Here is a 23,792-nt window from a genome sequence, read left to right as displayed (position 1 = left end):
TCCTGGAGAGTTCCGCTCTCCTGAGGAGGATTCGGTGGCGTTGAAAGTGCGGGCGCAGCTCCGTCACGCTCGGCTCGACGGCCGGGAGTGGCGGGTGCTGCGCCCGGATCCCGCTCTGGATACCGCTGCGCTGTACGAAAACGACCCGTGGCCGAGGCTGCGGGCGGCACCCGGCCCGGCCGCACCCGGTGCGGGTCCTGGGAGCGGAAACGGCGCACCACGCGTGCACGGAGCTGTACGGGTCGGCGGGGAGAGCTGGTGAACACCGACTGCCTGCATGTGCTGTACCGGGCGCACTGGCTGCCGCGTGCCCGGCTGGTCGGCGTACCCGACTAAACTCTCGGTGTGGCAGCCAGGAGTGTGCAGGCACGGCGGATCGCGTGGTTCGCCGTGTTGGGCGTAGCTGTGCTGCTCACCGTGATGTGCGGGAGCCTGGTTTTCGCCGCGTTCCGCAACGACAGCGCGATCGAAGCACACCTGGGCACCGCGAACGCGACGGTCGAGTCGGTGGCCTTCGACCGCACGATCATCCAGTACCAGACCCCGGACGGCATCGTGCACAGTCCGCCGACCGGGGTGCTGTATCCGTCCGGTCTCGCCGCCGGTCAGCTGGTGGCGATCGAGTACGACGCGACCAACCCGGAACTGACCCGGGTCGCCGGCCGGACCGCGACGTTGACTCTGCTGCCGGTCGGGATGACGGTGCTGATCACGTGGCTGGTCGCGGGCCCGCTGCTGTGGTGGCTGCGCCGGCTGCTCAAGCGGGACCGGTCCGCTCCTGCTCCGGTCCCCGCGAAGGTCTGAGTTCGGGCACCTCAGCTACCGACGATCGCCGTCTCCTGCCACCAGCCCAGTACCTCGTCGGCGACCCCAGGCGCGGCGACCAGCAGCCCGTCCGTGGGCAGCGCCGCGTCCTCGCCGCGCTTGTCCAGCACGACCGCGCCTGCCTCGATCGCCATCGCGACTGAGCCCGCGACGTCCCATTCGTGGTAGCTGTGCAACACCGCCGCGGCCGCGTGGCCCAGTGCGACCTGGGCGATCGACAGCGCGGCCGACCCCAGCACCCGTACCCCGGCGTGGGCGGCCGCCGCTCGTTCGATGAACTCGCCCATTCCCGGCCACGGGCCCTTGCGCGCCAGTTCGGTGCAGACGATGGCTCCGGCGGTGCCCGCGCGGTCGACCAGCTTCAGCGGTTTCCCGTTCGCCCGGGCGCCGCGGCCGCGGGCGGCGGCGTAGATCTGTGCCCGGTACGGGTCGGCGACCACGCCCACGACCGGGCCGCTCGCGTCGACCAGGGCGAGGCTGTACGCGCACCACGGCACTCCGGCGACGTAGTTCGCGGTGCCGTCCACCGAGTCGACCACCCAGCGGTACTCCGCGACGTCCGCGCCGTGGTCGGCGCCGAATTCGTGGCCTACCACCGGGATTCCGGGGAACTCCGCGGTCAGCACGCGGCGGGTGTGCCGTTCCAGGATCCGATCGGTGTCGGTGACCCAGTCGAACGGCGAATCCAGCGTCGCCGGGTGCGCGCCGCGGCCCGCGGTCGCGGTGATCACGTCGGTGGCGTCGTTCGCCAGCCGCCCCGCGATCTCGAGCGCTCGGGAGAGCAGCCCGGGTTCGACGGGCCGCGACGGCCTGGAGGACAAGAGGGTCATGCCTGCTTAGTCTGGGCGTTCCTGGTGTCCGGGACGCGACCGGAAGATGACATGTCGTGGCGAATTCTTCACCGGTCGGCGCCCGCGCGCGGACGCCGCGGAGTGTTTCGCCACCGTTGGCCGGTCGGTTACGCGGGATTGGCCCGCCCTGCCTGCGGTTTTGCGACAGTGACGCCGTGCGAGTCGCCATAGTCACCGAAAGTTTCCTGCCCCAGGTGAACGGCGTGACGAATTCCGTGCTGCGGGTCGTCGAGCACCTGGTCGAATCCGCGCACGACGTGCTGGTCGTCGCGCCGGGGCCGGGCCCGGCGAGTTACCGCGGCGCACCGGTCGTCCGCATCCCGGCGCTGGACTTCCCCGGCGTGAACTCGCTGCCGATCGGCCTGCCGACGCGCACCGTGCTGACCGCGCTGGCCGATTTCGGCCCGGACGTCGTGCACCTGGCCTCGCCGTTCGTCGTCGGCGCGCGCGGGCTCGCCGCGGCCAGACGGCTGCGCGTGCCGTCGATCGCCGTCTACCAGACCGACATCGCCGGGTTCGCCACGTCGTACGGCTTCGGCATCGGCGCGCGGGCGGCTTGGCGCTGGGTGCGCCGCCTGCATTCGCGAGCCGACCGGACGCTCGCGCCGTCGTCGGACTCGATCGAACAGCTGAAGCTGCACGGGGTTCCGCGCGTGCACCGCTGGGCGCGCGGCGTGGACATCAGCCGGTTTTCCCCGGCGCACGCGGACCCGGCGCTGCGCGCGGAACTCGCGCCGAACGGTGAGCTGCTGGTCGGATTCGTCGGACGGCTCGCTCCGGAGAAGGAGGTCGACCGGCTGACCGTGCTGGCCGGGATGCCGGGCGTGCGCGTGGTCGTCGTCGGCGACGGACCGGAGCTGCCGGCGTTGCGGGAACGGTTGCCTGGCGCGGCTTTCCTCGGCGCGAAGTACGGCGACGAGCTGTCGGTCGCGTACGCGAGCCTCGACGTTTTCGTGCACACCGGGCCGCACGAGACGTTCTGTCAGGCGGTCCAGGAGGCGATGGCGTCCGGGCTGCCGGTGCTCGCGCCGGACGCGGGCGGCCCGAAGGATCTCGTCCTGCCAGGCCGGACCGGTTATCTGCTGCCCGCGGACCGGGAGTCGTTCGGCCCCGCGCTGGTTTCCAAAGTCGAGGACCTGCGGGACGCGGCGTTGCGGGCCCGGCTGGGCGAGAAAGCGCGGAAAGTGGTCTTGGGCCGGACGTGGCCCGCGGTGTGCCGGGAGCTGGTCGGGCACTACGAAGCGGTACAGGGCCGAGTCGCGCGTGCGGCTTGAGCCATGCACATCGTCCAGCTGGCGAACTTCTACGGACCGCGGTCCGGCGGATTGCGGACCGCGCTGAACCACCTCGGCGCGGGGTACGTCGCGAGCGGGCACCGGGTGACGCTGGTGGTGCCGGGACCGCGCTACGCGGTGGAAACCTTGCCGACTGGGGTGTGCCGGTATTCGTTGCCTGCCTTGCGGATTCCCGGCACCGGCGGATATCGCGCGGTGGATCCGCAGCGGGTCCGTTCGGTGCTGCGGCGGCTGGAACCGGATCGGCTGGAGGTGTCCGACCGGCTGACGTTGCGCGGGATGGGCGTCTGGGCGCGGCGGAACGGGGTGCCCAGCACGGTGATCTCGCACGAGCGGTTGGACCGGTTGCTGGAGCAGTTTCTGCTGCCCGGTGCGATGGCCCGGCACGTCGCGGATGTCGCCAACCGGCGGATGGCGGCGTCGTACGACACGGTGGTCTGTACTACCGCTTTCGCGCACGCGGAGTTCGAGCGGATTGCCGCGTCCAATGTCCGGCGGGTGCCGTTGGGGGTGGATCTGGCGACGTTCGCGCCGTCGATGCGGGATTCCGGGTGGCGGTCGGCGTTGGCTGAGGGCGCGGACGCGTTGATTGTCCATTGTGGGCGGTTGTCGCCGGAGAAACACGTTGAGCGGAGCGTGGATACGGTCGCCGAGCTGACCGAATCCGGCGCGAGCGTGCGGTTGGTGATCGCCGGGGACGGACCACGGCGGCGGGCGCTGGAGCGGCGGGCTCGTGGATTGCCGGTGACGTTCCTGGGTTTTCTGTCCGGGCGCGGAGAAGTGGCTCGATTGCTGGCCAGCGCGGATGTTTCGCTGGCACCGGGTCCACATGAGACGTTCGGGTTGGCGGCGTTGGAGGCGCTCGCTTCGGGGACACCGGTGGTGGTGTCGGCATCCTCGGCGTTGCGGGAGATCGTGCGACCCGGGTGCGGGGCGGCCGTCGACGATCACGCGCCCGCGTTCGCCAGCGCGGTGACCGGGTTGCTGGACAGCCCGGAGGAGCTTCGGCGGGCGGCTGCGCGGGCGCGGGCGGAGGAATTCGCCTGGCCGAACTCGGTGCGCGGGATGCTGGCCGCGCTCGGCTGACGACCAGCGGGTCAGGTGCGGTAGCCGGGGTGGATGCCGGGCGTGAGGCCGCGGTCGGCGGCGATCCGGGCCAGCAGGTCGCGCAGGGTCGAGCGTTCCTCTGTGGACAGTGCGGAAGTCAGCTCGTTTTCGTGCGCCGCGGCGGCTTTTGCCAGTGCGGCCATCGTTTCCTGGCCTTTGTCGCTGAGGAAGACCGCGTAGAGACGCCGGTCCTGTGGATTGCGGCGGCGTTCGATCAGGCCCTGCTGCTCCAGACCGTCGACTAGCGCGACCAGCCGGGTCGGCGGCGTGCCCAGTTCCGCGGCCAGCACCTGCTGGCTCTCCCCGGGACGCCGCGCGATCGCCCGGAGCAGTCCGGTCTGCGGCGGGGTCAGGCCCAGGTCCGCGACGCGTTCGGCGAAGCGCTGGGTCGCGTGCGCGCCCAGCTGGGCCAGCAGGAAGGCGCTGCCGAACTGCGGAGGTCCTTGCATGCCCTGAACCGTATCGTTTGACAATCCATTACACCAGTGTAATCGTTCTAGCAGTGAAACTAATTGACCTGGAGGTTTGCCATGACGACCATGACTCGACCGCCGAGCGGCCCGCCGTTGCTGGCCCCGGCGCTGGCGCTCGGGGTGCTGACCGTCGCGTCGGCGGTGCTGGGAGCGGCGGGGACGCGGCCGGATTCGAGCGCGGCTGAGGTCGCCGCGTATCTCGGCGGCAACCAGGGCGTCGTGCGGTTGCTCGCGTTCGCGGTGTTCGGCGCGTCGGTGCCGTTGGCGATCTGGGCGGCGACGGTCTACCGCAGACAGCGGCGGCTCGGGGTCGCGGCGCCGGGCGCGGTGATCGGGCTGGCCGGCGGCGTGCTGTCCGCGGCGGCGCTCGCGATGAGCGGGCTGATCACCTGGACCGCCGCGCAGGCCAGCGAGACCCCCGCGGTGGCAAGGGCGTTGACCAGCCTCGCGTTCGCCGCCGGCGGGCCGGGTTTCGTGGTGCCGCTGGCGTTGCTGATCGCCGGGCTCGCGGTGCCCGCGTTGTTCCTGAATCTGTTGCCGCGCTGGATGTCGATCGCCGGGCTGGTGGTCGCCGCGGCCGCGGTGCTGGCCTCGCTGTCGTTGCTGACTCCGGCGCTGTACCCGCTGATCCCGGTCGGCCGCTTCGGCGGGCTCGTCTGGCTGGTCGCCGTCAGCGTCCTGCTCCCGCGCGACCGCGCGGCACGGACGGACTAATCTCGGACCCATGCCCCGAGCGAGCCTGGACAAGGATCCGCATGAAGTCGCCGCGATGTTCGACGGCGTCGCGTCCGGTTACGACCGGGCGAACTCGTTCATGACGTTCGGGTTCGACCGGCGCTGGCGCACCACCACGGCGCGCGTGCTGGACGCCAAACCGGGGGAGAAGGTGCTCGACCTGGCGGCGGGCACCGGGGTGTCCACCGTCGAGTACGCGCGCGGCGGAGCCTGGTGCCTCGCCGCCGATTTCTCCGTCGGGATGCTCAAGGCGGGGCTGCACCGGAAGGTGCCGATGGTCGCCGCGGACGCGATGTGCCTGCCGTTCGCCGACAACAGCTTCGACGCGGTCACCATCTCGCTCGCGCTGCGGAACTTCGTCGACACCAAGGGCGCGCTCGCCGAGATCCTGCGGGTGGTCAAACCGGGCGGCCGGCTGGTGATCTGCGAGGTCTCGACGCCCACCTTCGCCCCGATCCGGTTCGTCTACCGGCGGTTCATCCTCAAGCTGCTGACCTGGGTCGGCAGCCGGTCCTCGACCAACCCCGAGGCCTACTCCTACCTGGCCGAATCGATGCTCGCCTGGCCCGATCAGCGTGGGCTCGGCGAGATCATCGCGAGCGCGGGATGGACCGAGGTGGAATGGCTGAACCTCACCTTCGGCGTCGTCGCGATCCACCGCGCGCGCAAGCCTGCCTGACTCCGCCTTCCTCCCCTCCACCGCCCTCAATGGAGTGGCCGCGCCACGCTGTATTTTCGAATGTATGACGACTTCGCGCCGCCGCAGCCCAGACCACGACGCCGAAGTGATCGTGGTCGGGGCCGGACCGGCTGGTTCGACCGCGGCCACCTACCTCGCCCGGGCCGGGGTGGACGTGCTGCTGCTGGAGAAGACCGTCTTCCCGCGCGAGAAGGTGTGCGGCGACGGGCTCACGCCGCGGGGTGTGAAGCAGCTGATCGATCTCGGGCTGGATACCAGCGAAGAGGCTGGGTGGGTGCGCAGCCGGGGGCTGCGGATTCTGACCGGGGATCTGACGCTGGAGTTCGATTGGCCGGATCTCACTGATTATCCGCCGTACGGGGTGTCTCGTACGCGGCATGATTTTGACGATTTGCTGGCCAAGACCGCGGTGAAGGCTGGGGCGCGGTTGTATGAGCGGACCACGGTTACTGGGGCGATTACCAACGCGTCCGGCCGGGTTGTCGGGGTCGAGGCGAAGGTGGGGCCGGAGAAGACGCCCGTCAGTTATCGGGCGCCGTTGGTGTTGGCTTGCGATGGGGTTTCGGCTCGGCTGGCGTTGAGCGTCGGGATCGACAAGAACGAGAAGCGGCCGATGGGGGTCGCGGTTCGGCGGTATTACAAGAGTCCCAAGCATGATGATCCGTTTATCGAGGGTCATCTTGAGTTGTGGGACCGGTCTGATCCCCGGAATCCCAAGTTGCTGCCCGGGTATGGGTGGGCGTTCCCGCTCGGCGACGGGACGGTCAACGTCGGGCTCGGAATGCTGTCGACGTCGGCATCGTTCCGGAATACCGATTACCGGGCGTTGTTGCGGCAGTGGCTGGACGGGACTCCTGAGGAATGGGGGTATCGCGAGGAGAACGCCATCGGCAAGGTCGGCGGGGCTGGGTTGCCGATGGGGTTCAACCGGACTCCGCATTACCGGGATGGGCTGCTGTTGCTCGGCGACGCCGGCGGGATGGTCAGTCCGTTCAACGGCGAGGGGATTTCCGCGGCGATGGAGTCGGCGCAGCTCGCGGCGGAGGCTGTGGTGCAGGCGTTGGCTCGGCCGGAGGGGCCGTCTCGGGAGCGGGCGTTGGAGGGGTATCCGCGGGCTGTCGCCGAGTTGATGGGCGGGTATTACCGGCTCGGGAATGTGTTCGCCAAGTTGATCGGGAAGCCCAAGATCATGCACGCGGCTACCAAGTACGGGTTGCGGGTCAACAAGATCCTTCCCTTGGTGTACAAGGGGCTTTCCGGGTGTTATGACGCTCGGGGCGGGGACGGGGTGGATCGGTTGATCTCGGCGTTGGCTCGGGTTACGCCTAGTCCTCGGTGAATCTTCTGGGCGGCTCGTCGCCCTGGCGGGCGACATTGCCGGGTTTAGTGGTTGCGTGGGCCCCCCGATTTTTTAGTGTGACTACGGCGCTGGGGTGCTTGTCAAGGCGGGAAAGATGCCTTGACAAGCACCCCAGCGCCGTGTTTTTGGCTGTGTATCGGGGGCGGGGGAGGGGTGTGGGTGCCTCGCTCGTGGGTGCACCGGCTGCGGGTGGGGTTGTGGTGTTACCCGGGTGGAGCAATGGTTGTCCGGCCGGTCAGTGTGATACGTCACAAGATCGAGTCGCCTTGGTGGGCTGGCGCGGTTGTTCAAGGGGGCTTTACCGCTGGTCTCGCTGGTGCGCGCAGGGGTGGGCCTGGGGAAGGGGGCGGTCAAGTTAGGTGGGCCTTAGTCCGCAACCCCTCGGGACAAGAGTGTGACTCACGTCCTACACTCCCCCCATGCTTTGTGAATCGCTTCACAACCGCGACGTGTCGCTTGTGAACTATTTCACAAGCGTGCGATGGTCCGGACACGGGCCGTAAGGGCGCCCTGACCCTCGGCGGTGTGACCCAGCTCCCTTAGGGTCGCCACCGAGGACTCGGACCACCACCCGAGAACAACCCGCAGCGGCGCGGAAAGGATGGCGAAGACCCCGTGCTGATGGTGCCCGTGCTGGCGCAGGCCGATCCCGGACCGGCGGCGCCCGGACTGAACGTGTATCTGCCGCTCGTCCTGCTGTTCGTGCTCGCGGCGGCGTTCGCCGTGTTCTCCGTGCTGCTGGGGCCGCTCGTCGGGCCGAAGCGGTACAACCGCGCGAAGACCGCGGCCTACGAATGCGGCATCGAACCGTCGCCGCAGCCGCTCGTCGGCGGCGGCCGGATGCCGGTGGCCTACTACATCACGGCCATGCTCTTCATCCTGTTCGACATCGAGATGGTGTTCCTCTACCCGTTCGCGGTGAACGCCAACGCGCTCGGTGTCTTCGGCCTGGTGGAGATCGTGCTGTTCATCGTGACGGTCGGGTTCGCGTACGCCTACGTGTGGCGGCGCGGCGGCCTGGATTGGAACTGAACCCATGGGCCTGGAAGAAAAACTCCCCAACGGCATCCTGCTGGCCAGCCTCGAGGGACTGGTCAACTGGGCACGCAAGAACTCCCTGTGGCCGGCGACCTTCGGGCTCGCCTGCTGCGCGTTCGAGATGATGTCGGTCGGCGGTTCGCGCTACGACATCGCGCGGTTCGGCATGGAGCGGTTCTCCGCCACGCCGCGGCAGGCCGACCTGATGATCGTGGCCGGCCGGGTGACCCAGAAGATGGCCCCGGTCCTGCGCCAGATCTACGACCAGATGGCCGAGCCCAAGTGGGTCCTCTCGATGGGCGTCTGCGCCTCGTCCGGCGGCATGTTCAACAACTACGCCGTGGTGCAGGGCGTCGACCACATCGTCCCGGTCGACATGTACCTGCCCGGCTGCCCGCCGCGGCCGGAAATGCTGCTCGACGCGATCCTCAAGCTGCACGCCAAGATCCAGGACGAGCCGATCAACGCCCGCCGCGCCGCGATCCGCGCGGCCAGCGGGGCCCGTACCGAGCTGATCCCGTCCTCGATCAAGTACGCGAAGAAGTGAGCACCGGTGCCTGAGAACCCCGAAGAGAACCCGCGGACCGGCGGCCCGCAGTCCAGCGCGGAACGGCCCGAAGCCGGGCTCGAACCCCAGGGCACGCGGCCCGCCGAACCAGTCGTCGCCGGCCGCGAGCGCAAGGGCATGTTCGGCGTCCGCGGCAGCGGGGACACCTCCGGTTACGGCGGCCTGCGGCTACCCGCCTACAGCCCGCCGCCCGCGGAGCGCCCGTACGGCGGCTGGTTCGACGAGTTCGCCGACGAGTTCATGGCCGCCTTGGCGGACAACAAGATCCCGCCTTCGGCGATCCTCCAGACCACCGTCGACCGCGGCGAGATCACCTTCTACGTCAGCCGCGAGCACCTCGTCGACATCGCCAGGGTGCTGCGCAACGACCCGGGCCTGCGCTTCGAAATGCTGATCGCGGTCACCGGCGTCGACTACGGCGTGGACGTCCCGCAGCGGATGCACACGGTCTACGACTTCCTGTCGATGACCTACCGCCGCCGGATCCGGCTCGAAATCACCATGGACATGGACGACCTGCACGTCCCGTCGCTGGTTCCGGTCTACGCGACCGCGGACTGGCACGAGCGCGAGGCCTACGACATGTTCGGCATCGTCTTCGACGGCCACCCCGGGCTGACCCGCATCTTCATGCCGGACGACTGGGACGGCCACCCCCAGCGCAAGGACTACCCGCTCGGCGGGATCCCGGTCGAATACAAGGGCGCGGAAATCCCGCCGCCAGACCAGCGGAGGTCGTACTCGTGACCAGCACCAACGAAACGACGGAAGCCGAGTACGCGGAAGTCCGGGAGACCACCGAAGGCCCGGTCTACCACGTGTCCGGCGGCGACTGGGACGAGGTTCTCGGCGACGCCCAGCACGACGACCGGATGGTCATCAACATGGGCCCGCAGCACCCGTCGACGCACGGCGTGCTCCGGCTCGTGCTGGAACTGGAAGGCGAGACGATCACGCAGCTGCGCGCGGTCGTCGGCTACCTGCACACCGGCATCGAGAAGAGCGCGGAATTCCGCAACTGGACCCAGGGCGTCACCTTCGTGACGCGGGCGGACTACCTCGCCCCGCTGTCCAACGAGATGTGCTACTGCCTCGGCGTCGAGAAGCTGCTGGGCGTCAAGGCCCCGCCGCGCGCGGAGCTGCTGCGCGTGCTTCTCCTGGAACTCAACCGGATCACCTCGCACCTGGTGTTCATCGCGACCGGCGGCATGGACCTCGGCGCCACCACCGCGATGACGCTCGGCTTCCGCGAGCGCGAAGAAGCGATGCACCTGCTGGAGTACCTGACCGGCCTGCGGATGAACCACGCGTTCATCCGGCCCGGCGGGCTCGCCCAGGACTTCCCCGAGGACTGGGCGGAGAAGGTCCTCGACTTCTGCAAGCTCATGGACAAGCGGCTTCCGTTGTACGACAAGATGTTCACCGGCCAGCCGATCTGGCGCAACCGGCTCAAGGACGTCGGCGTGCTGCCGCTCGACGCGTGCCTCGAACTCGGCGTCACCGGCCCGGTGCTGCGCGCCGCCGGCCTGCCGTGGGACTTGCGCAAGACCGAGCCGTACTCGCGCTACGACGAACTCGAGTTCGACGTGCCGACCTCGACCGACGCGGACAGCTGGGCGCGGTACCTGCTGCGGCTGGAGGAAATCCACCAGAGCCTGCGGATCATGAAGCAGGTCGCGAAGATGGCCGAGCCCGGCCCGGTCATGGTGGAGGACAAGAAGATCGCCTGGCCCGCGCAGCTGTCCATCGGCAGCGACGGCATGGGCAACTCGCTCGCCCACGTCAAGAAGATCATGGGCCAGTCGATGGAATCCCTGATCCACCACTTCAAGCTCGTCACCGAGGGCTTCCACGTGCCGCCGGGCCAGGTCTACGCGGCCGTCGAATCGCCGCGCGGCGAGATCGGCGCGCACCTGGTGTCCGACGGCGGCACCCGTCCGCTGCGCGTGCACCTGCGGGAGCCGAGTTTCGTGAACATGCAGGCGATGCCCGCGATGGCCGAGGGCGGCCTGGTGGCCGACCTCGTCGTCGTGATCGCCTCGATCGACCCGGTTCTGGGGGGAGTTGACCGATGACGAACCCGACCGCAGTCCCGGAGCCGGGACCGCACGACGCGACGAAGACCTACGCCGCCGCGGCAGCCGACACCGATGTCGCGGCGATCGCGCCCGACCCGGCCGTCGCCGAGGGAATCCTCGCCGACACGCCGGCGGCGGACGTGTTCGACGCCGACACGCACCGCGAGGCGAAGGAAATCATCGCCCGCTACCCGATGTCGCGGTCGGCGCTGCTGCCGATGCTGCACCTCGTGCAGTCGGTGCAGGGCTACGTGAGCCAGGAGGGCATCGCCTTCTGCGCGCGGCATCTCGACCTGACCGACGCCGAGGTCAGCGCGGTCGCGACGTTCTACACGATGTACAAGCGCCGTCCGTGCGGCGAGCACTTGGTGAGCGTCTGCACCAACACGCTGTGCGCGGCGCTGGGCGGCGACGACATCTACAAGAAGCTCCAGACGCACCTCGGGTCTCCGGAAAAGCCGCTGGGGCACGAGGAAACCGCCGGCACGCCGGGCGAGCCGGGCTCGATCACCCTGGAGCACGCGGAATGTCTCGCCGCCTGCGACCTCGGTCCGGTCATCCAGGTGAACTACGAGTACTTCGACAACCAGACGCCGGAGCAGGCGGTCGCGCTCGTGGACGCGTTGCAGGCAGGCAAGAAGCCCGCCCCGACGCGCGGTGCGGCGCTGACCGACTTCAAGGGCGCGGAGCGGCAGCTCGCCGGGTTCTGGCCGGAGGACGAGGCCGCTTACCGCAGTGCGGTGGACGGCCCGTCGCAGGCGGCCGAGACCCTGCGCGGCGCGCAGCTGGCCGCCGACCGCGGCTGGTCCGCCCCGGGCATGCAGGATGTTCCGCTTCCTGAAGTGGAGAAGAAGTAAATGGCTGATCCCATCACTCCGGTCCTCACGAAGCGCTGGCTGTCCCCGGAATCCTGGCGCATCGAGACCTACGAGGCGCTCGAGGGCTACACCGCGGCGCGCAAGGCGCTGGCCGCCACGCCCGAGCAGCTCGTGCAGGTGGTCAAGGACTCCGGCCTGCGCGGCCGCGGCGGCGCGGGGTTCCCGGCGGGCGTGAAGTGGTCGTTCATGCCGCCCAACGAGGACAAGCCGCACTACCTGGTGATCAACGCCGACGAGGGCGAACCCGGTACCTGCAAGGACATTCCGCTGATGATGGCGGACCCGCATTCGCTGATCGAGGGCTGCATCATCGCCTCGTACGCGATGCGGTCGCACCACTGCTTCATCTACGTCCGGGGCGAGGCGCTGCACTGCATCCGCCGGCTCAACGCGGCCGCGCGTGAGGCGTACGCGAAGGGCTACCTGGGCAAGAACATCTTCGGCAGCGGCTGGGACCTCGAGCTGACCGTGCACGCCGGGGCCGGCGCGTACATCTGCGGCGAGGAAACGGCGTTGCTGGACTCGCTCGAAGGCCGCCGCGGCCAGCCCCGGCTCAAGCCGCCGTTCCCCGCGGCCGCCGGGCTGTACGCCGCGCCGACGACGGTGAACAACGTCGAGACCATCGCGAGCGCGCCGTACATCGTCAACGCCGGTTCGTCGTGGTTCCGCGAGATGGGCCGGGAGAAGTCGCCCGGTCCGAAGATCTACTCGATCTCCGGCCACGTCGAGAAGCCCGGCCAGTACGAATGCCCGCTCGGCACCACGCTGCGCGAGCTGCTGGAGCTGGCCGGCGGCATGAAGGACGGCATCCCGCTGAAGTTCTGGACCCCGGGCGGATCGTCGACGCCGATGTTCACCGCCGAGCACCTCGACGTCCCGCTCGACTTCGAGGGCGCGGCCGAGGCCGGTTCGATGCTCGGCACCACCGCGGTGCAGGTCTTCAACGAGACCGTTTCGGTGCCGTGGGCGGTCATGAAGTGGACGCAGTTCTACGAGCACGAATCCTGCGGCAAGTGCACGCCGTGCCGCGAGGGCACGTACTGGCTGGCGCAGATCCTGGAGCGGATGGTCGAAGGCCACGGCACCGAGGAGGACATCGACACCCTCCTCGACGTGTGCGACAACATCTTCGGCCGCTCGTTCTGCGCGCTCGGCGACGGCGCGGTGTCGCCGATCCAGAGCGGCATCAAGTACTTCCGAGACGAGTTCCTGGCCTTGTGTGAGAGCAACAAGCGCGAGTTGGTGGGAGCGCAGGCATCATGACGATCGCGCCCGACAAGCCCGAAACGGCTGAAACCCCGGTCCCCGAGGGCTATGTCAAGCTGACCATCGACGGCGAAGAGGTCATCGCGCCCAAGGGCGAACTGCTGATCCGCACCGCCGAGCGGCTCGGCACGAGCATCCCCCGGTTCTGCGACCACCCGCTGCTCGACCCGGCGGGCGCGTGCCGCCAGTGCCTGGTCGAGGTCGAAATGGGCGGCCGTCCGATGCCGAAGCCGCAGGCCTCGTGCACGATGACGGTCGCCGACGGCATGGTGGTCAAGACCCAGCTGACCTCGCCGGTCGCGGACAAGGCGCAGCAGGGCGTGATGGAGCTGCTGCTCATCAACCACCCGCTGGACTGCCCGATCTGCGACAAGGGCGGCGAATGCCCGCTGCAGAACCAGGCGCTCGCGCACGGCCGCGCCGAATCGCGGTTCGTCGACACGAAGCGCACGTTCCCCAAGCCGCTGCCGATCTCGTCGCAGGTGCTGCTGGACCGCGAACGCTGCGTGCTGTGCCAGCGCTGCACCCGGTTCTCCGACCAGATCGCCGGCGATCCGTTCATCGCGCTGCTCGAACGCGGCGCGCACCAGCAGATCGGCACCGCGGAAACCGCGGACGTGCTCGACCTCGCCTCGCGCACCACCGGCGGCGAGCCGTTCCAGAGCTACTTCTCCGGCAACGTGATCCAGATCTGCCCGGTCGGCGCGCTCACCAGCGCGGCGTACCGGTTCCGGTCGCGGCCGTTCGACCTGGTGTCGGCGCCGAGCGTGTGCGAGCACTGCTCGTCCGGCTGCGCCGAGCGCACCGACTTCCGGCGCGGCAAGGTCCAGCGCAAGCTGGCCGGCGACGACCCGGAGGTGAACGAGGAATGGCTGTGCGACAAGGGCCGGTTCGCGTTCCGCTACGTGCAGGCCGGTGACCGGATCCGCCGTCCGCTCGTCCGCAACGCCAGCGGCGAGCTGGAAGAGGCGTCCTGGACCGACGCGCTCCGGACCGCCGCGGAAGGGTTGCTCAAGGCCCGCGAGGGCAAGGGCGGCGCGGTGCTCACCGGCGGCCGGCTGACTGTCGAGGACGCCTACGCGTACTCGAAGTTCGCCCGGGTCGCCTTGCGCACCAACGACATCGACTTCCGCACGCGCGCGCATTCGGACGAGGAGCTGGCGTTCCTCGGCTCGACGGTCGTGGGCACCACGCCGGAGACCGGGGTGACGTTCGCCGAGATCGAGAACGCCCGCACCGTGCTGTGCGTGGCGTTCGAACCCGAGGACGAAGCGCCGATCGTGTTCCTGCGGCTGCGCAAGGCGGCCCGCAAGAACCGCACCCGCGTTGTCCACTTGGGACAGTGGACGACCTCCTCGGTGCGCAAGACCTTCGGCGAACTGCTGGCCTGCGTTCCCGGCGGCGAGGCGGCCGCGGTGGACGGCATCGCGCAGCACGCGGCCGACGTCGACGCGGCGCTCAGCGGCGAGGGCGCGGTGATCCTGGTCGGCGAGCGGGCGGCGGAAATCCCCGGCCTGTTCTCCGCGCTGCTGCGGCTCACCGAGCGCACCGGAGCCCGGCTGGCGTGGATCCCGCGCCGCGCGGGCGACCGGGGCGCGCTCGAAACCGGTTGTGTGCCAACGCTTCTGCCCGGCGGCCGCTCGGTCACCGACGCGGCGGCCCGTGCCGAGGTCGAAAAGCAGTGGGGCGTCGAGCTTCCGGCCGAACCGGGACGCGACGTCACCGGCATCCTCCAGGCCGCTTCGGGCGGGCAGCTGGATGCGCTGGTGGTCGGCGGCGTCGACCCGAACGACCTGCCGGACCCGGACCTGGCCCGGCGCGCGCTCGACCACGTCGGGTTCGTGGTCAGCCTCGAACTGCGGGCGAGCGAGGTCACCGAACGGGCCGACGTGGTCCTGCCGATCGCCCCGGCGGTCGAGAAGGCGGGCAGCTACCTCAACTGGGAGGGCCGCCGCCGCGAATTCGACATCACGCTGGAGGGCACGGGTTCCCTTTCCGACGGCCGGGTGCTCGACACGCTGGCCGTCGAAATGGACGCCGACCTGTTCACCCAGACCCCGGCCGCCGCCGCGGGCGACTTCGCGAAGCTCGCGCCGGTCGCCCCCTCGGTGGCCGCGCCGTCGCTCACCGCCCCGGCTGCTCCGGTCCCGAACGGCAAGGCAGTGCTCGCCACCTGGCGGCAGCTGATCGACAACGGCTCGCTGCAGGACGACGAACCGCACCTCAAGGGCACCCAGCGGCCGCCGGTAGCGCGGCTTTCGGCGAAGACCGCCGAAGGTCTCGGCGGAACCGTCCGGGTGTCGAACGAGCGCGGGTCGATCACCCTGCCGGTCGAGGTCGCCGACCTGCCGGACGGCGTCGTGTGGCTGCCCGGCAACTCCGACGGCTCGGCCGTCCGCGCCGCACTCGCCGCCGGACACGGCGCGCTCGTGCAGATCTCCGGAGGTGACCAGTGAGCCCGCAGCTCACGCAGTTCCTCGCCGAGTACCCGGACGCGGCCGAACGCGCCCGGCTGCTCGCCGACGACCCGTGGTGGCTCGTCCTGCTCAAGGCGGTCGTGGTCCTGCTGATCGGGCCGGTCCTGACGATCTTCCTGATCGTGTGGGAGCGCAAGGCGATCGGCCGGATGCAGAACCGGCCCGGCCCCAACCGGGTCGGCCCCGGCGGCTACCTGCAGTCGCTCGCCGACGCGATCAAGCTCCCGTTCAAGGAGCAGATCATCCCGGACACCGCCGACCGCAAGGTGTACTTCCTCGCCCCGGTGCTGTCCGCGGTCCCGGCGCTGATCGCGTTGTCGGCCATCCCGTTCGGCCCGGTGGTCTCGATCTTCGGGCACCGCACGGTGCTGCAGCTGATGGACCTCCCGGTCGGCGTGCTGGTGATCCTCGCCTGCTCGTCGGTCGGCGTGTACGGCATCGTGCTGGCCGGCTGGTCGTCCGGTTCGCCGTATCCGCTGTTCGGCGGCATGCGCTCGGCGGCGCAGGTGATCTCCTACGAGATCGCGATGGGGCTGTCGATCGTCGCGGTGATCCTGTACTCCGGTTCGCTGCAGACGTCGGAAATCGTGCAGGCGCAATCGCACGGCTGGTACTTCTACATGCTCATCCCGAGCTTCGTGATCTACGTGATCTCGATGGTCGGCGAGACGAACCGCGCGCCGTTCGACCTCCCGGAGGCCGAATCCGAGCTGGTCGGCGGGTTCCACACCGAGTACAGCTCGATGAAGTTCGCGATGTTCTTCCTCGCCGAGTACGTCAACATGGTGATCGTCTCGGCGTTCTGCACCACGCTGTTCCTCGGCGGCTGGCGGTTCCCGTTCGTCGGCGACGATTCGGCGCTGAACCAGAACTGGTGGCCGATCCTCTGGTTCTTCGCCAAGACCTTCATCCTGCTGTTCGGCTTCATCTGGCTGCGCGGCACGCTGCCCCGGCTTCGCTACGACCAGTTCATGCGGCTGGGCTGGAAGGTGCTGGTCCCGGTCAACCTGGTGTGGATCGTGGTCGTGGTCGCGATCAAGACGATCCAGTGGAGCTGGCCGCAGATCCTCATCGGCGTCGGCGTCGTGCTGGTGGTGCTCGTGCTGCTGAGCCTCGCCTTGCCGGACAAGAAGCTGCCCGAATCGGACTACGTGGACCTGGCCGGAAGCGGCTACCCGCTGCCGCCGCTGGACCTGCGGGTCCCGGACGCGACGCCGCGGCAGAAGGCGCTGGCCAAGGCGGAGGCGAAGGCCGCGCGGCGCAAGCCGGCCAGCGTCGCCGCGGCGGCCGCACAGGAAGGAACGGAAGATGGCGGCAACTGACTTCCTCAATCCCATCAAGGGATTCGGCGTCACCTTCGGGATGATGTTCAAGAAGGTCGCGACCGAGGAGTACCCCGAGGCCGGTGCCCCGGCCGCACCGCGCTACCACGGCCGCCACCAGCTCAACCGGCATCCGGACGGGCTGGAGAAGTGCGTCGGCTGCGAGCTGTGCGCGTGGGCGTGCCCGGCGGACGCGATCTTCGTCGAAGGCGGCGACAACACCGAAGAGGCGCGGTACTCGCCGGGCGAGCGCTACGGCAAGGACTACCAGATCAACTACCTGCGCTGCATCGGCTGCGGCCTGTGCATCGAGGCGTGCCCGACCCGGTCGCTCACCATGACCAACTTCTACGAGCTGGCCGACGACGACCGGCAGCGGCTCATCTACACCAAGGAAGACCTGCTCGCCCCGCTGCTGCCGGGCATGGAGCAGCCGCCGCACCCGATGCGGCTCGGCGACAACGAGCAGGACTACTACGTGAACGGCCCCGAACTGGCCGCGGGTGTCGTGAGCGGCGATCACGGTTCTAACCGTGATCAGCACTCACGAGGCGCAACGGAGGCCCACCAGTGACTGCCGCCTCTCTCTTGCCCCTTCTCGCGCAGGCCCCGGCGGCCAGCGTCGACGCGTCCGTGACGACCGGCGAGGCCATCGCGTTCTGGATCCTCGGCCCGCTCTCGCTGCTGGGCGCGCTCGGGATGATCTTCTCCCGCAACGCCGTGCACTCGGCGCTGTGGCTGGTGCTCACGATGCTGACGCTCGGCGCGCTGTACATGACGCAGTCCGCGCCGTTCCTCGGGTTCACCCAGATCATCGTCTACACCGGCGCGATCATGATGCTGTTCCTGTTCGTGCTGATGCTGGTCGGCCGGGACAGCTCGGACTCGGTGGTCGAGGTGCTGCGCGGGCAGCGGCTCGCCGCCGGGGTGCTCGGCATCGGGCTCGCCGCGCTGATCGCCGCGGGCGTGTTCCGCGCGATGGTGAACGTGACCCCGGCCCAGCCGCTCGACCCCTACCAGCAGACCGGCGGCGGCCCCGGCGGTCTCGGCAGGCTGATCTTCACCCAGTACCTGTTCCCGTTCGAGCTGACCTCGGCGCTGCTGATCACCGCCGCGCTCGGCGCGATGGTGCTCGCCTTCACCGGACGCAGCAGCAAGAGCAAGCTCTCCCAGCGCGAACTGGTCAAGCTGCGCTTCCAAGGCAAACACGACCGCCCGTCGCCGCTGCCCGGGCCCGGCGTGTTCGCCACCGCCAGCTCGGTCTCGACCCCGGCGCTGCTGCCGGACGGTTCGGTCGCGCCGGAATCGCTGTCGGAGATCATCGAATCCACCTCGGCGATCCGGCTCATGCGCGAGCGCAAGCTCATCGCGGACGAGGGCCCCAAGCCCGACGCGCACGCACTGGTCGGCGGTTCCGAAAAGGCCGCGCCGGCCGAGGAAGAAGAAGGGGAAGGAAAGTGACCCCGAGCTACTACCTGCTGCTGTCCGCGCTGCTGTTCTGCATCGGCGCGGTGGGCGTGCTGGTCCGCCGCAACGCGATCGTCGTGTTCATGTGCATCGAGCTGATGCTGAACGCGGTGAACCTGACCCTGGTCACCTTCGCCCGCATCAACGGCGGGCTGCACGGCCAGGTGATGGCGTTCTTCGTGATGGTGGTCGCGGCCGCCGAGGTCGTGGTCGGACTGGCGATCATCATGGCCATCTTCCGCACCCGCCGTTCGGCCTCGGTCGACGACACGAACCTGCTGAAGTACTGAGGGAGACGACCGAGTGACCGCATCATCGTGGCTGCTGGTGGCCCTTCCCGCCCTCGGCGCCCTCGTTCTGCTGCTCTCCGGCAAACGCGCGAAAGCGTGGGGGCACCTGCTCGGCTGTGCCACCGTCACGCTCGCCTTCGTGTACGCCGTGATCCTGTTCTTCTCCACCGACAGCCACACGGTCACCGACACCAAGGTCTACTCGTGGATCCCGGTGACCCAGTTGCAAGTGGACTTCGGGCTGCGCATCGACGCGCTGTCGCTGACGTTCGTGCTGCTGATCACCGGCGTCGGCATGCTGATCCACTTCTATTCGATCGGCTACATGGCCGACGACGAGGGCCGGTACCGGTTCTTCGCGTACCTGAACCTGTTCGTCGCCTCGATGCTGATCCTGGTGCTGGGCAACAGCTTCGTGACGCTGTACCTCGGCTGGGAGGGCGTGGGTCTCGCCTCGTACCTGCTGATCGGCTGGTATCAGAACCGCCCGTCCGCGGCCACCGCGGCGAAGAAGGCGTTCCTGATGAACCGCGTCGGCGACGTCGGGCTGGCGCTGGCGATCTTCCTGATGTTCAAGTACGTCGGGTCGACCGGCTACGCGCAGGTCTTCGAGGGCGTGGCGCAGGGCAAGATCCCGCCGGGCGCGGTCACCGCCATCGCGATCCTGCTGCTGCTGGGCGCCTGCGGTAAGTCCGGCCAGTTCCCGCTGCAGGCGTGGCTCCCGGACGCGATGGAGGGCCCGACCCCGGTGTCGGCGCTCATCCACGCGGCGACGATGGTCACCGCGGGCGTGTACCTGGTGGCCCGCTCCAACGTCATCTTCACCGCGACGCCGGACGGACGGCTGGTCGTCACCCTGGTCGGCGCGGTCACGCTGCTGCTCGGGTGCATCGTCGGCTGTGCCTACGACGACATCAAGAAGGTGCTCGCGTACTCGACGGTCAGCCAGATCGGCTACATGATGCTGGCGGTCGGTCTCGGGCCGGGCATTTACGCGCTCGGCATCATGCACCTGGTGGCGCACGGCTTCTTCAAGGCCGGGCTGTTCCTCGGGGCCGGTTCGGTCATGCACGGCATGAACGACGAGGTCGACATGCGCAAGTTCGGCGGCCTCGCCAAGAAGATGCCGATCACCTTCGTCACCTTCGGCCTCGGCTACCTGGCGATCATCGGCTTCCCGTTCCTCACCGGGTACTACACGAAGGACGCGATCATCGAGGCGGCGTTCGGCCAGGAAGGCTGGCGCGGCTGGGCTTTCGGCCTCGCCACGGTGCTCGGCGCCGGGCTCACCGCGTTCTACATGACGCGGCTGATGATGATGACCTTCTTCGGCAAACAGCGCTGGAAGGACATCAAGAGCAGCGACGGACGCGACTTCCACCCGCACGAGTCCAAGCCCATCATGTGGGTCCCGATGGCGATCCTGGCGGTCGGTTCGGTCGGCGCGGGCGCGTTCTTCGCCATCGGCCACCGGTTCGTGGACTGGCTGGCCCCGGTGGTCGGCCAGTTCGAGGAGGCCGAGCACACCCCGATCCCGTCGTGGACGGTCCCGGCGGCGACGCTGGTGCTGGCCGCGCTCGGCGTGCTGCTGGCGGTCTGGCTTTTCCGTCCCTCGCGCGACGTTCCGCTCGAGAAGCCCGAGCGGGTGGCCTGGCCGGTCCGCGCGGCGCGCAAGGACCTGTACGGCAACGCGCTCAACGAAACCCTGGTCGCCCGTCCGGGCACCTGGCTGGCGCGGGCCCTGGTGTACGTGGACAACCGCGGCGTCGACGGCGCGGTGAACGGCCTCGCCGCGGCACTCGGCGGCGGGTCCGGGCGGCTGCGCCGGACGCAGACCGGATTCGTGCGGTCGTACGCACTGTCCATGCTCGGCGGCACGTTCCTGCTTCTCGCGGCCCTTCTGCTGGTGAGGTTCTCCTGACATGACTTGGCTTCTGGCGCTCATCCTGCTGCCGCTGGCCGGCTCGCTGGTGCTGGCGTTCCTCAAGGGGAACGACCGGGCCGCGGTCGCCACGGCGCTCGCCGTGTCCATTGTGGAGTTCCTGCTGGTCATCCCGTTCTGGGCGAGCTACTCGCCCTCGGGCGAGCGCATCCAGCAGGCCACCACGATGGACTGGATCCCGAGCTTCGGCATCCACATCTCGTTCGGCACCGACGGCATCTCGCTGATCATGATCGCGGTGATCGCGCTGCTGGTGCCGATCGTCGTGGGCGCGCTCGGGCTCACCGACAAACTGCCCGCGGGCCGCAGCGCGGGCGGGTTCCTGTCGCTGATCCTGCTGCAGGAGGCGATCACGATCGGCGTCTTCGCGGCGACCGACGTGTTCCTCTTCTACGTGCTGTTCGAGATCATGCTGATCCCGATGTACTTCCTGATCGGCGGCTACGGCGGCGCGAACCGGCAGTACGCGGCGGTGAAGTTCTTCCTGTACTCGTTCCTCGGCGGCCTGATCATGCTGGCCTCGGCGATCGGGGCGTACTCGCTGGCCTCGGACAAGATCGGCAAGGGCACGTTCGACTGGGCCACGCTGGTGACGGTGGTGCGCGACGCGCCGACCGGCACGCAGATCTGGCTGTTCCTCGGTTTCTTCCTCGCGTTCGCGATCAAGGCTCCGCTGGTCCCGTTCCACACCTGGCTGCCGGACGCCGCGGGCGAAGCCCCGATCGGCGTCGCGGTGCTGCTGGTCGGCGTGCTGGACAAGGTCGGCACGTTCGGTTTCCTGCGGTACTGCCTGCCGATGTTCCCCGACGGCAGCAAGGCGCTCGCGCCGCTGGTGCTGATCCTGTCGGTGATCGGCGTGCTGTACGGCTCGATCCTCGCCGCCGGGCAGCAGGACATGAAGCGGTTCATCGCCTACGTGTCGATCGCCCACTTCGGGTTCATCGCGCTGGGCATCTTCACCTTCAACGAGCAGGCGATGGTCGGCTCGGTGTCGTACATGCTGAACCACAGCCTCTCGACCGGGATGCTGATCGTGGTGATCGGCCTGATCGTGATGCGCGGCGGGTCGAGCCGGATCTCGGACTACGGCGGCATGGCGAAGGTGACCCCGCTGCTGGCCGGAATGCTGTTGCTGGCCGGGCTTTCCGCGCTGTCGCTGCCCGGGACCAACTCGTTCGTCAGCGAGTTCCTCGTGCTGCTGGGGTCCTTTGTGGACCAGCCGGTGTACACGATCCTGGCGACCGTGGGCATGGTGCTCGCCGCGGCGTACGTGCTGTGGCTGTACCAGCGGATCATGCAAGGCCCGGTTCGCGGCGACGCACTGGTCGGCGTCGGAGGAGGACCGGGCACCGCGATCGCGCCGGAACTCGGCGCGCGCAAGGCCATTACCGACCTGGGCACACGCGAGATCGCGATCCTCGCGCCCCTGGTCATCCTGATCATCGGACTGGGCTTCTACCCCAAGCCGATGCTCGACACGATCACCCCGTCGGTGCAGGCGACGCTGTCTGCCGTGCAGGGAGGCAAGTAAACCGTGCTCGACATGTTCCTGGCGCAGGCGCCGGCAGCGCCGCTCGAAGTGCCTTCGGTCGATTACGCGGCCGTGCTGCCGATGCTGATCGTCTTCGGCGTCGCGTGCATCGGCGTGCTGGTGGAGGCGTTCGCGCCGAAGTCCATGCGGTGGGGGATCCAGGTCACGATCTCCCTGGGCGCGATCCTCGCTTCCGGGGTTTCGCTGATCCTGTACGCGACTGGTTCCACGGCCACGAAGGCCGGCACGACGACGTTCTCCGGGTCGATTTCGGTGGACCGGCCGTCGTTGTTCCTGTGGGGCACGTTGCTGCTGCTCGGCCTTGGCGCGGTGTTCCTGATCGCGGACCGGAAGGTCGAGCCTGGCGGCGCGTTCGTGGCGCAGGCGGCGATCCGGCCGGGGACGGTGCAGGATCGGGCACAGGCGGCTACTACGTCGCAGACTGAGGTTTTTCCGCTGACGCTATTCGCGCTCGGCGGGATGATGACGTTCTGCGCGGCCAACGATCTTTTGACGATGTTCATCGCGTTGGAAGTGCTTTCGCTGCCGTTGTATCTGATGTGCGGTCTTGCTCGCCGTCGGCGGCTGATTTCGCAGGAAGCCGCGGTCAAGTACTTCCTGCTGGGCGCGTTCTCTTCGGCGTTCTTCCTGTACGGGCTCGCGCTGCTGTACGGCTACGCGGACTCGGTGAAGCTGGCCGACATCGCCCACGCGGCGGCTGGGTCGGACCGGTCGGACACGTTGTTGTTCGCGGGTCTCGGTCTGCTGGTGGTGGGCCTGCTGTTCAAGGGTTCTGTTGGCCCGTTCCACACCTGGACGCCGGACGTCTACCAGGGTGCGCCCACGCCGGTTACCGGATTTATGGCCGCCTGCACGAAGGTTGCTGCCTTCGGCGCGATTCTGCGGGTGCTCAGCGTCGGGTTTTCCTCGACGAGCTGGGAGTGGCGCGGGGTCATGTGGGCGGTGGCCATTATTTCGATGGCGCTCGGAGCGATTCTCGGCCTGACGCAGACTGACGTGAAGCGGATGATCGCGTATTCGTCGGTGGCGCACGCTGGGTTCTTGCTTGTCGGGGCGATCGCGATGACCGAGGACGGATTGTCCAGCACGCTGTTCTATCTGCTGGCTTATGGGTTTACTACTCTGGCTGCGTTTGGCGTGGTTAGTTTGGTGCGGGATTCCAGTGGGGAGGCTACGCATCTTTCCGCTTGGGCTGGGCTTGCCAAGCGGTCGCCGTTGTTGGCCGGGGTGTTCACGTTCCTGTTGCTGGCGTTGGCTGGGATTCCGTTGACCAGCGGGTTTGTCGGGAAGTTCGTGGTGTTTTCGGCGGCGTTGTCGGATGGGATGGCGCCGTTGGTGGTTATCGCGCTGGTGTTCAGTGCGGTGGCTGCGTTCTTCTATCTGCGGGTCATTGTGTTGATGTACTTCTCGGAGCCTGCCGCCGATGGGCCTACGGTGACTGTGCCGGGTGGGTTTACTACGGCGGCTATTGCTTTGGGGGTTGTGGTTACGTTGGTGCTTGGGGTTCTTCCGGCGTTTGCGTTGGACTGGGCTGGGGCTGGAGGGTTCGCTTCGTAAGATGGGTTTCG

The 23,792-nt window shown here is 68.7% G+C and carries 22 protein-coding genes; 20 read left to right on the top strand and 2 right to left on the bottom strand.

Going from position 1 to position 23,792, the window contains the following annotated elements; all coding sequences use genetic code 11:
* The first annotated feature begins 345 nt into the window (after positions 1–345).
* Entirely contained in the window at positions 346–804 is a 459-nt protein-coding gene (locus F9C11_RS04095) for a DUF3592 domain-containing protein (protein WP_409183583.1), read from the top strand.
* Between the two features lie 11 nt (positions 805–815).
* Here the strand turns inward: F9C11_RS04095 and F9C11_RS04090 are convergent, their stop codons facing one another.
* Entirely contained in the window at positions 816–1,655 is an 840-nt protein-coding gene (locus tag F9C11_RS04090) for an inositol monophosphatase family protein (protein ID WP_409183582.1), read from the bottom strand.
* Between the two features lie 224 nt (positions 1,656–1,879).
* Here F9C11_RS04090 and F9C11_RS04085 point away from each other — a divergent pair, with 224 nt between their 5' ends.
* A complete protein-coding gene (locus tag F9C11_RS04085; protein ID WP_409183581.1) occupies positions 1,880–2,950 on the top strand; it encodes a glycosyltransferase family 4 protein in 1,071 nt (356 codons plus the stop codon).
* 3 nt (positions 2,951–2,953) lie between these two features.
* Complete coding sequence (locus F9C11_RS04080; RefSeq protein WP_409183580.1) at positions 2,954–4,057, top strand: glycosyltransferase; 1,104 nt, start codon at positions 2,954–2,956, stop codon at positions 4,055–4,057.
* A gap of 11 nt (positions 4,058–4,068) precedes the next feature.
* On the opposite strand, the gene F9C11_RS04075 is transcribed toward F9C11_RS04080, so the two are convergent.
* Positions 4,069–4,527 (bottom strand): MarR family winged helix-turn-helix transcriptional regulator, encoded by a 459-nt coding sequence (locus tag F9C11_RS04075; protein ID WP_409183579.1) that lies wholly within the window; start codon positions 4,525–4,527, stop codon positions 4,069–4,071.
* A gap of 81 nt (positions 4,528–4,608) precedes the next feature.
* Between F9C11_RS04075 and F9C11_RS04070 the strand changes: the two genes are divergently transcribed.
* The 17 genes from F9C11_RS04070 (at position 4,609) to nuoN (ending at position 23,781) form a co-directional block, all read left to right on the top strand.
* Positions 4,609–5,265, top strand: a complete 657-nt coding sequence (locus F9C11_RS04070; protein WP_409183578.1) for a DUF4386 domain-containing protein — start codon at positions 4,609–4,611, stop codon at positions 5,263–5,265.
* A 10-nt stretch (positions 5,266–5,275) separates the two neighbouring features.
* Positions 5,276–5,965 (top strand): demethylmenaquinone methyltransferase, encoded by a 690-nt coding sequence (locus tag F9C11_RS04065; RefSeq protein ID WP_409183577.1) that lies wholly within the window; start codon positions 5,276–5,278, stop codon positions 5,963–5,965.
* A gap of 64 nt (positions 5,966–6,029) precedes the next feature.
* Positions 6,030–7,325 (top strand): geranylgeranyl reductase family protein, encoded by a 1,296-nt coding sequence (locus tag F9C11_RS04060; protein WP_409183576.1) that lies wholly within the window; start codon positions 6,030–6,032, stop codon positions 7,323–7,325.
* 642 nt (positions 7,326–7,967) lie between these two features.
* A complete protein-coding gene (locus tag F9C11_RS04055) occupies positions 7,968–8,378 on the top strand; it encodes an NADH-quinone oxidoreductase subunit A (protein ID WP_409186807.1) in 411 nt (136 codons plus the stop codon).
* A 4-nt stretch (positions 8,379–8,382) separates the two neighbouring features.
* A complete protein-coding gene (locus F9C11_RS04050; RefSeq protein ID WP_009072052.1) occupies positions 8,383–8,931 on the top strand; it encodes an NADH-quinone oxidoreductase subunit B family protein in 549 nt (182 codons plus the stop codon).
* Between the two features lie 6 nt (positions 8,932–8,937).
* A complete protein-coding gene (locus F9C11_RS04045) occupies positions 8,938–9,699 on the top strand; it encodes an NADH-quinone oxidoreductase subunit C (protein WP_409183575.1) in 762 nt (253 codons plus the stop codon).
* The gene (locus F9C11_RS04040) at positions 9,696–11,027 is read left to right on the top strand and encodes an NADH-quinone oxidoreductase subunit D (RefSeq protein WP_409183574.1); all 1,332 of its coding nucleotides are present in this window, start codon (positions 9,696–9,698) and stop codon (positions 11,025–11,027) included. Before F9C11_RS04045 ends, F9C11_RS04040 begins: the two co-directional genes overlap by 4 nt.
* Positions 11,024–11,887: an NADH-quinone oxidoreductase subunit NuoE gene (nuoE, locus tag F9C11_RS04035; protein WP_409183573.1), complete on the top strand. Its 864-nt coding sequence runs from the start codon at positions 11,024–11,026 to the stop codon at positions 11,885–11,887. The genes F9C11_RS04040 and nuoE overlap by 4 nt, the downstream gene beginning before the upstream one ends.
* Positions 11,888–13,171, top strand: coding sequence for an NADH-quinone oxidoreductase subunit NuoF (gene nuoF, locus F9C11_RS04030; RefSeq protein WP_409183572.1), 1,284 nt, complete (start codon positions 11,888–11,890; stop codon positions 13,169–13,171).
* Entirely contained in the window at positions 13,168–15,630 is a 2,463-nt protein-coding gene (locus F9C11_RS04025) for an NADH-quinone oxidoreductase subunit G (protein ID WP_409183571.1), read from the top strand. The genes nuoF and F9C11_RS04025 overlap by 4 nt, the downstream gene beginning before the upstream one ends.
* Positions 15,627–16,973 carry an NADH-quinone oxidoreductase subunit NuoH gene (gene nuoH / locus F9C11_RS04020; protein WP_409183570.1) on the top strand — a complete coding sequence of 449 codons (1,347 nt, stop codon included), beginning with the start codon at positions 15,627–15,629 and terminating at the stop codon, positions 16,971–16,973. The genes F9C11_RS04025 and nuoH overlap by 4 nt, the downstream gene beginning before the upstream one ends.
* Complete coding sequence (gene nuoI, locus F9C11_RS04015) at positions 16,960–17,547, top strand: NADH-quinone oxidoreductase subunit NuoI (protein ID WP_409183569.1); 588 nt, start codon at positions 16,960–16,962, stop codon at positions 17,545–17,547. Before nuoH ends, nuoI begins: the two co-directional genes overlap by 14 nt.
* Entirely contained in the window at positions 17,544–18,434 is an 891-nt protein-coding gene (locus F9C11_RS04010) for an NADH-quinone oxidoreductase subunit J (RefSeq protein ID WP_409183568.1), read from the top strand. Before nuoI ends, F9C11_RS04010 begins: the two co-directional genes overlap by 4 nt.
* Positions 18,431–18,730, top strand: coding sequence for an NADH-quinone oxidoreductase subunit NuoK (gene nuoK / locus F9C11_RS04005; protein WP_033291119.1), 300 nt, complete (start codon positions 18,431–18,433; stop codon positions 18,728–18,730). Before F9C11_RS04010 ends, nuoK begins: the two co-directional genes overlap by 4 nt.
* Before the next feature lie 13 nt (positions 18,731–18,743).
* Positions 18,744–20,651, top strand: coding sequence for an NADH-quinone oxidoreductase subunit L (gene nuoL / locus F9C11_RS04000; protein WP_409183567.1), 1,908 nt, complete (start codon positions 18,744–18,746; stop codon positions 20,649–20,651).
* Between the two features lies 1 nt (position 20,652).
* A complete protein-coding gene (locus F9C11_RS03995) occupies positions 20,653–22,203 on the top strand; it encodes an NADH-quinone oxidoreductase subunit M (RefSeq protein ID WP_409183566.1) in 1,551 nt (516 codons plus the stop codon).
* 12 nt (positions 22,204–22,215) lie between these two features.
* Positions 22,216–23,781, top strand: coding sequence for an NADH-quinone oxidoreductase subunit NuoN (nuoN, locus tag F9C11_RS03990; RefSeq protein ID WP_409186806.1), 1,566 nt, complete (start codon positions 22,216–22,218; stop codon positions 23,779–23,781).
* Positions 23,782–23,792: the final 11 nt, after the last annotated feature.

The sequence above is a fragment of the Amycolatopsis sp. VS8301801F10 genome, assembly GCF_046195355.1.
In the GTDB taxonomy this organism is placed as follows: domain Bacteria; phylum Actinomycetota; class Actinomycetes; order Mycobacteriales; family Pseudonocardiaceae; genus Amycolatopsis.
The sequence above is the reverse complement of the archived record's forward strand: the minus strand, read 5'-3'. Positions and strand labels throughout refer to the sequence as shown.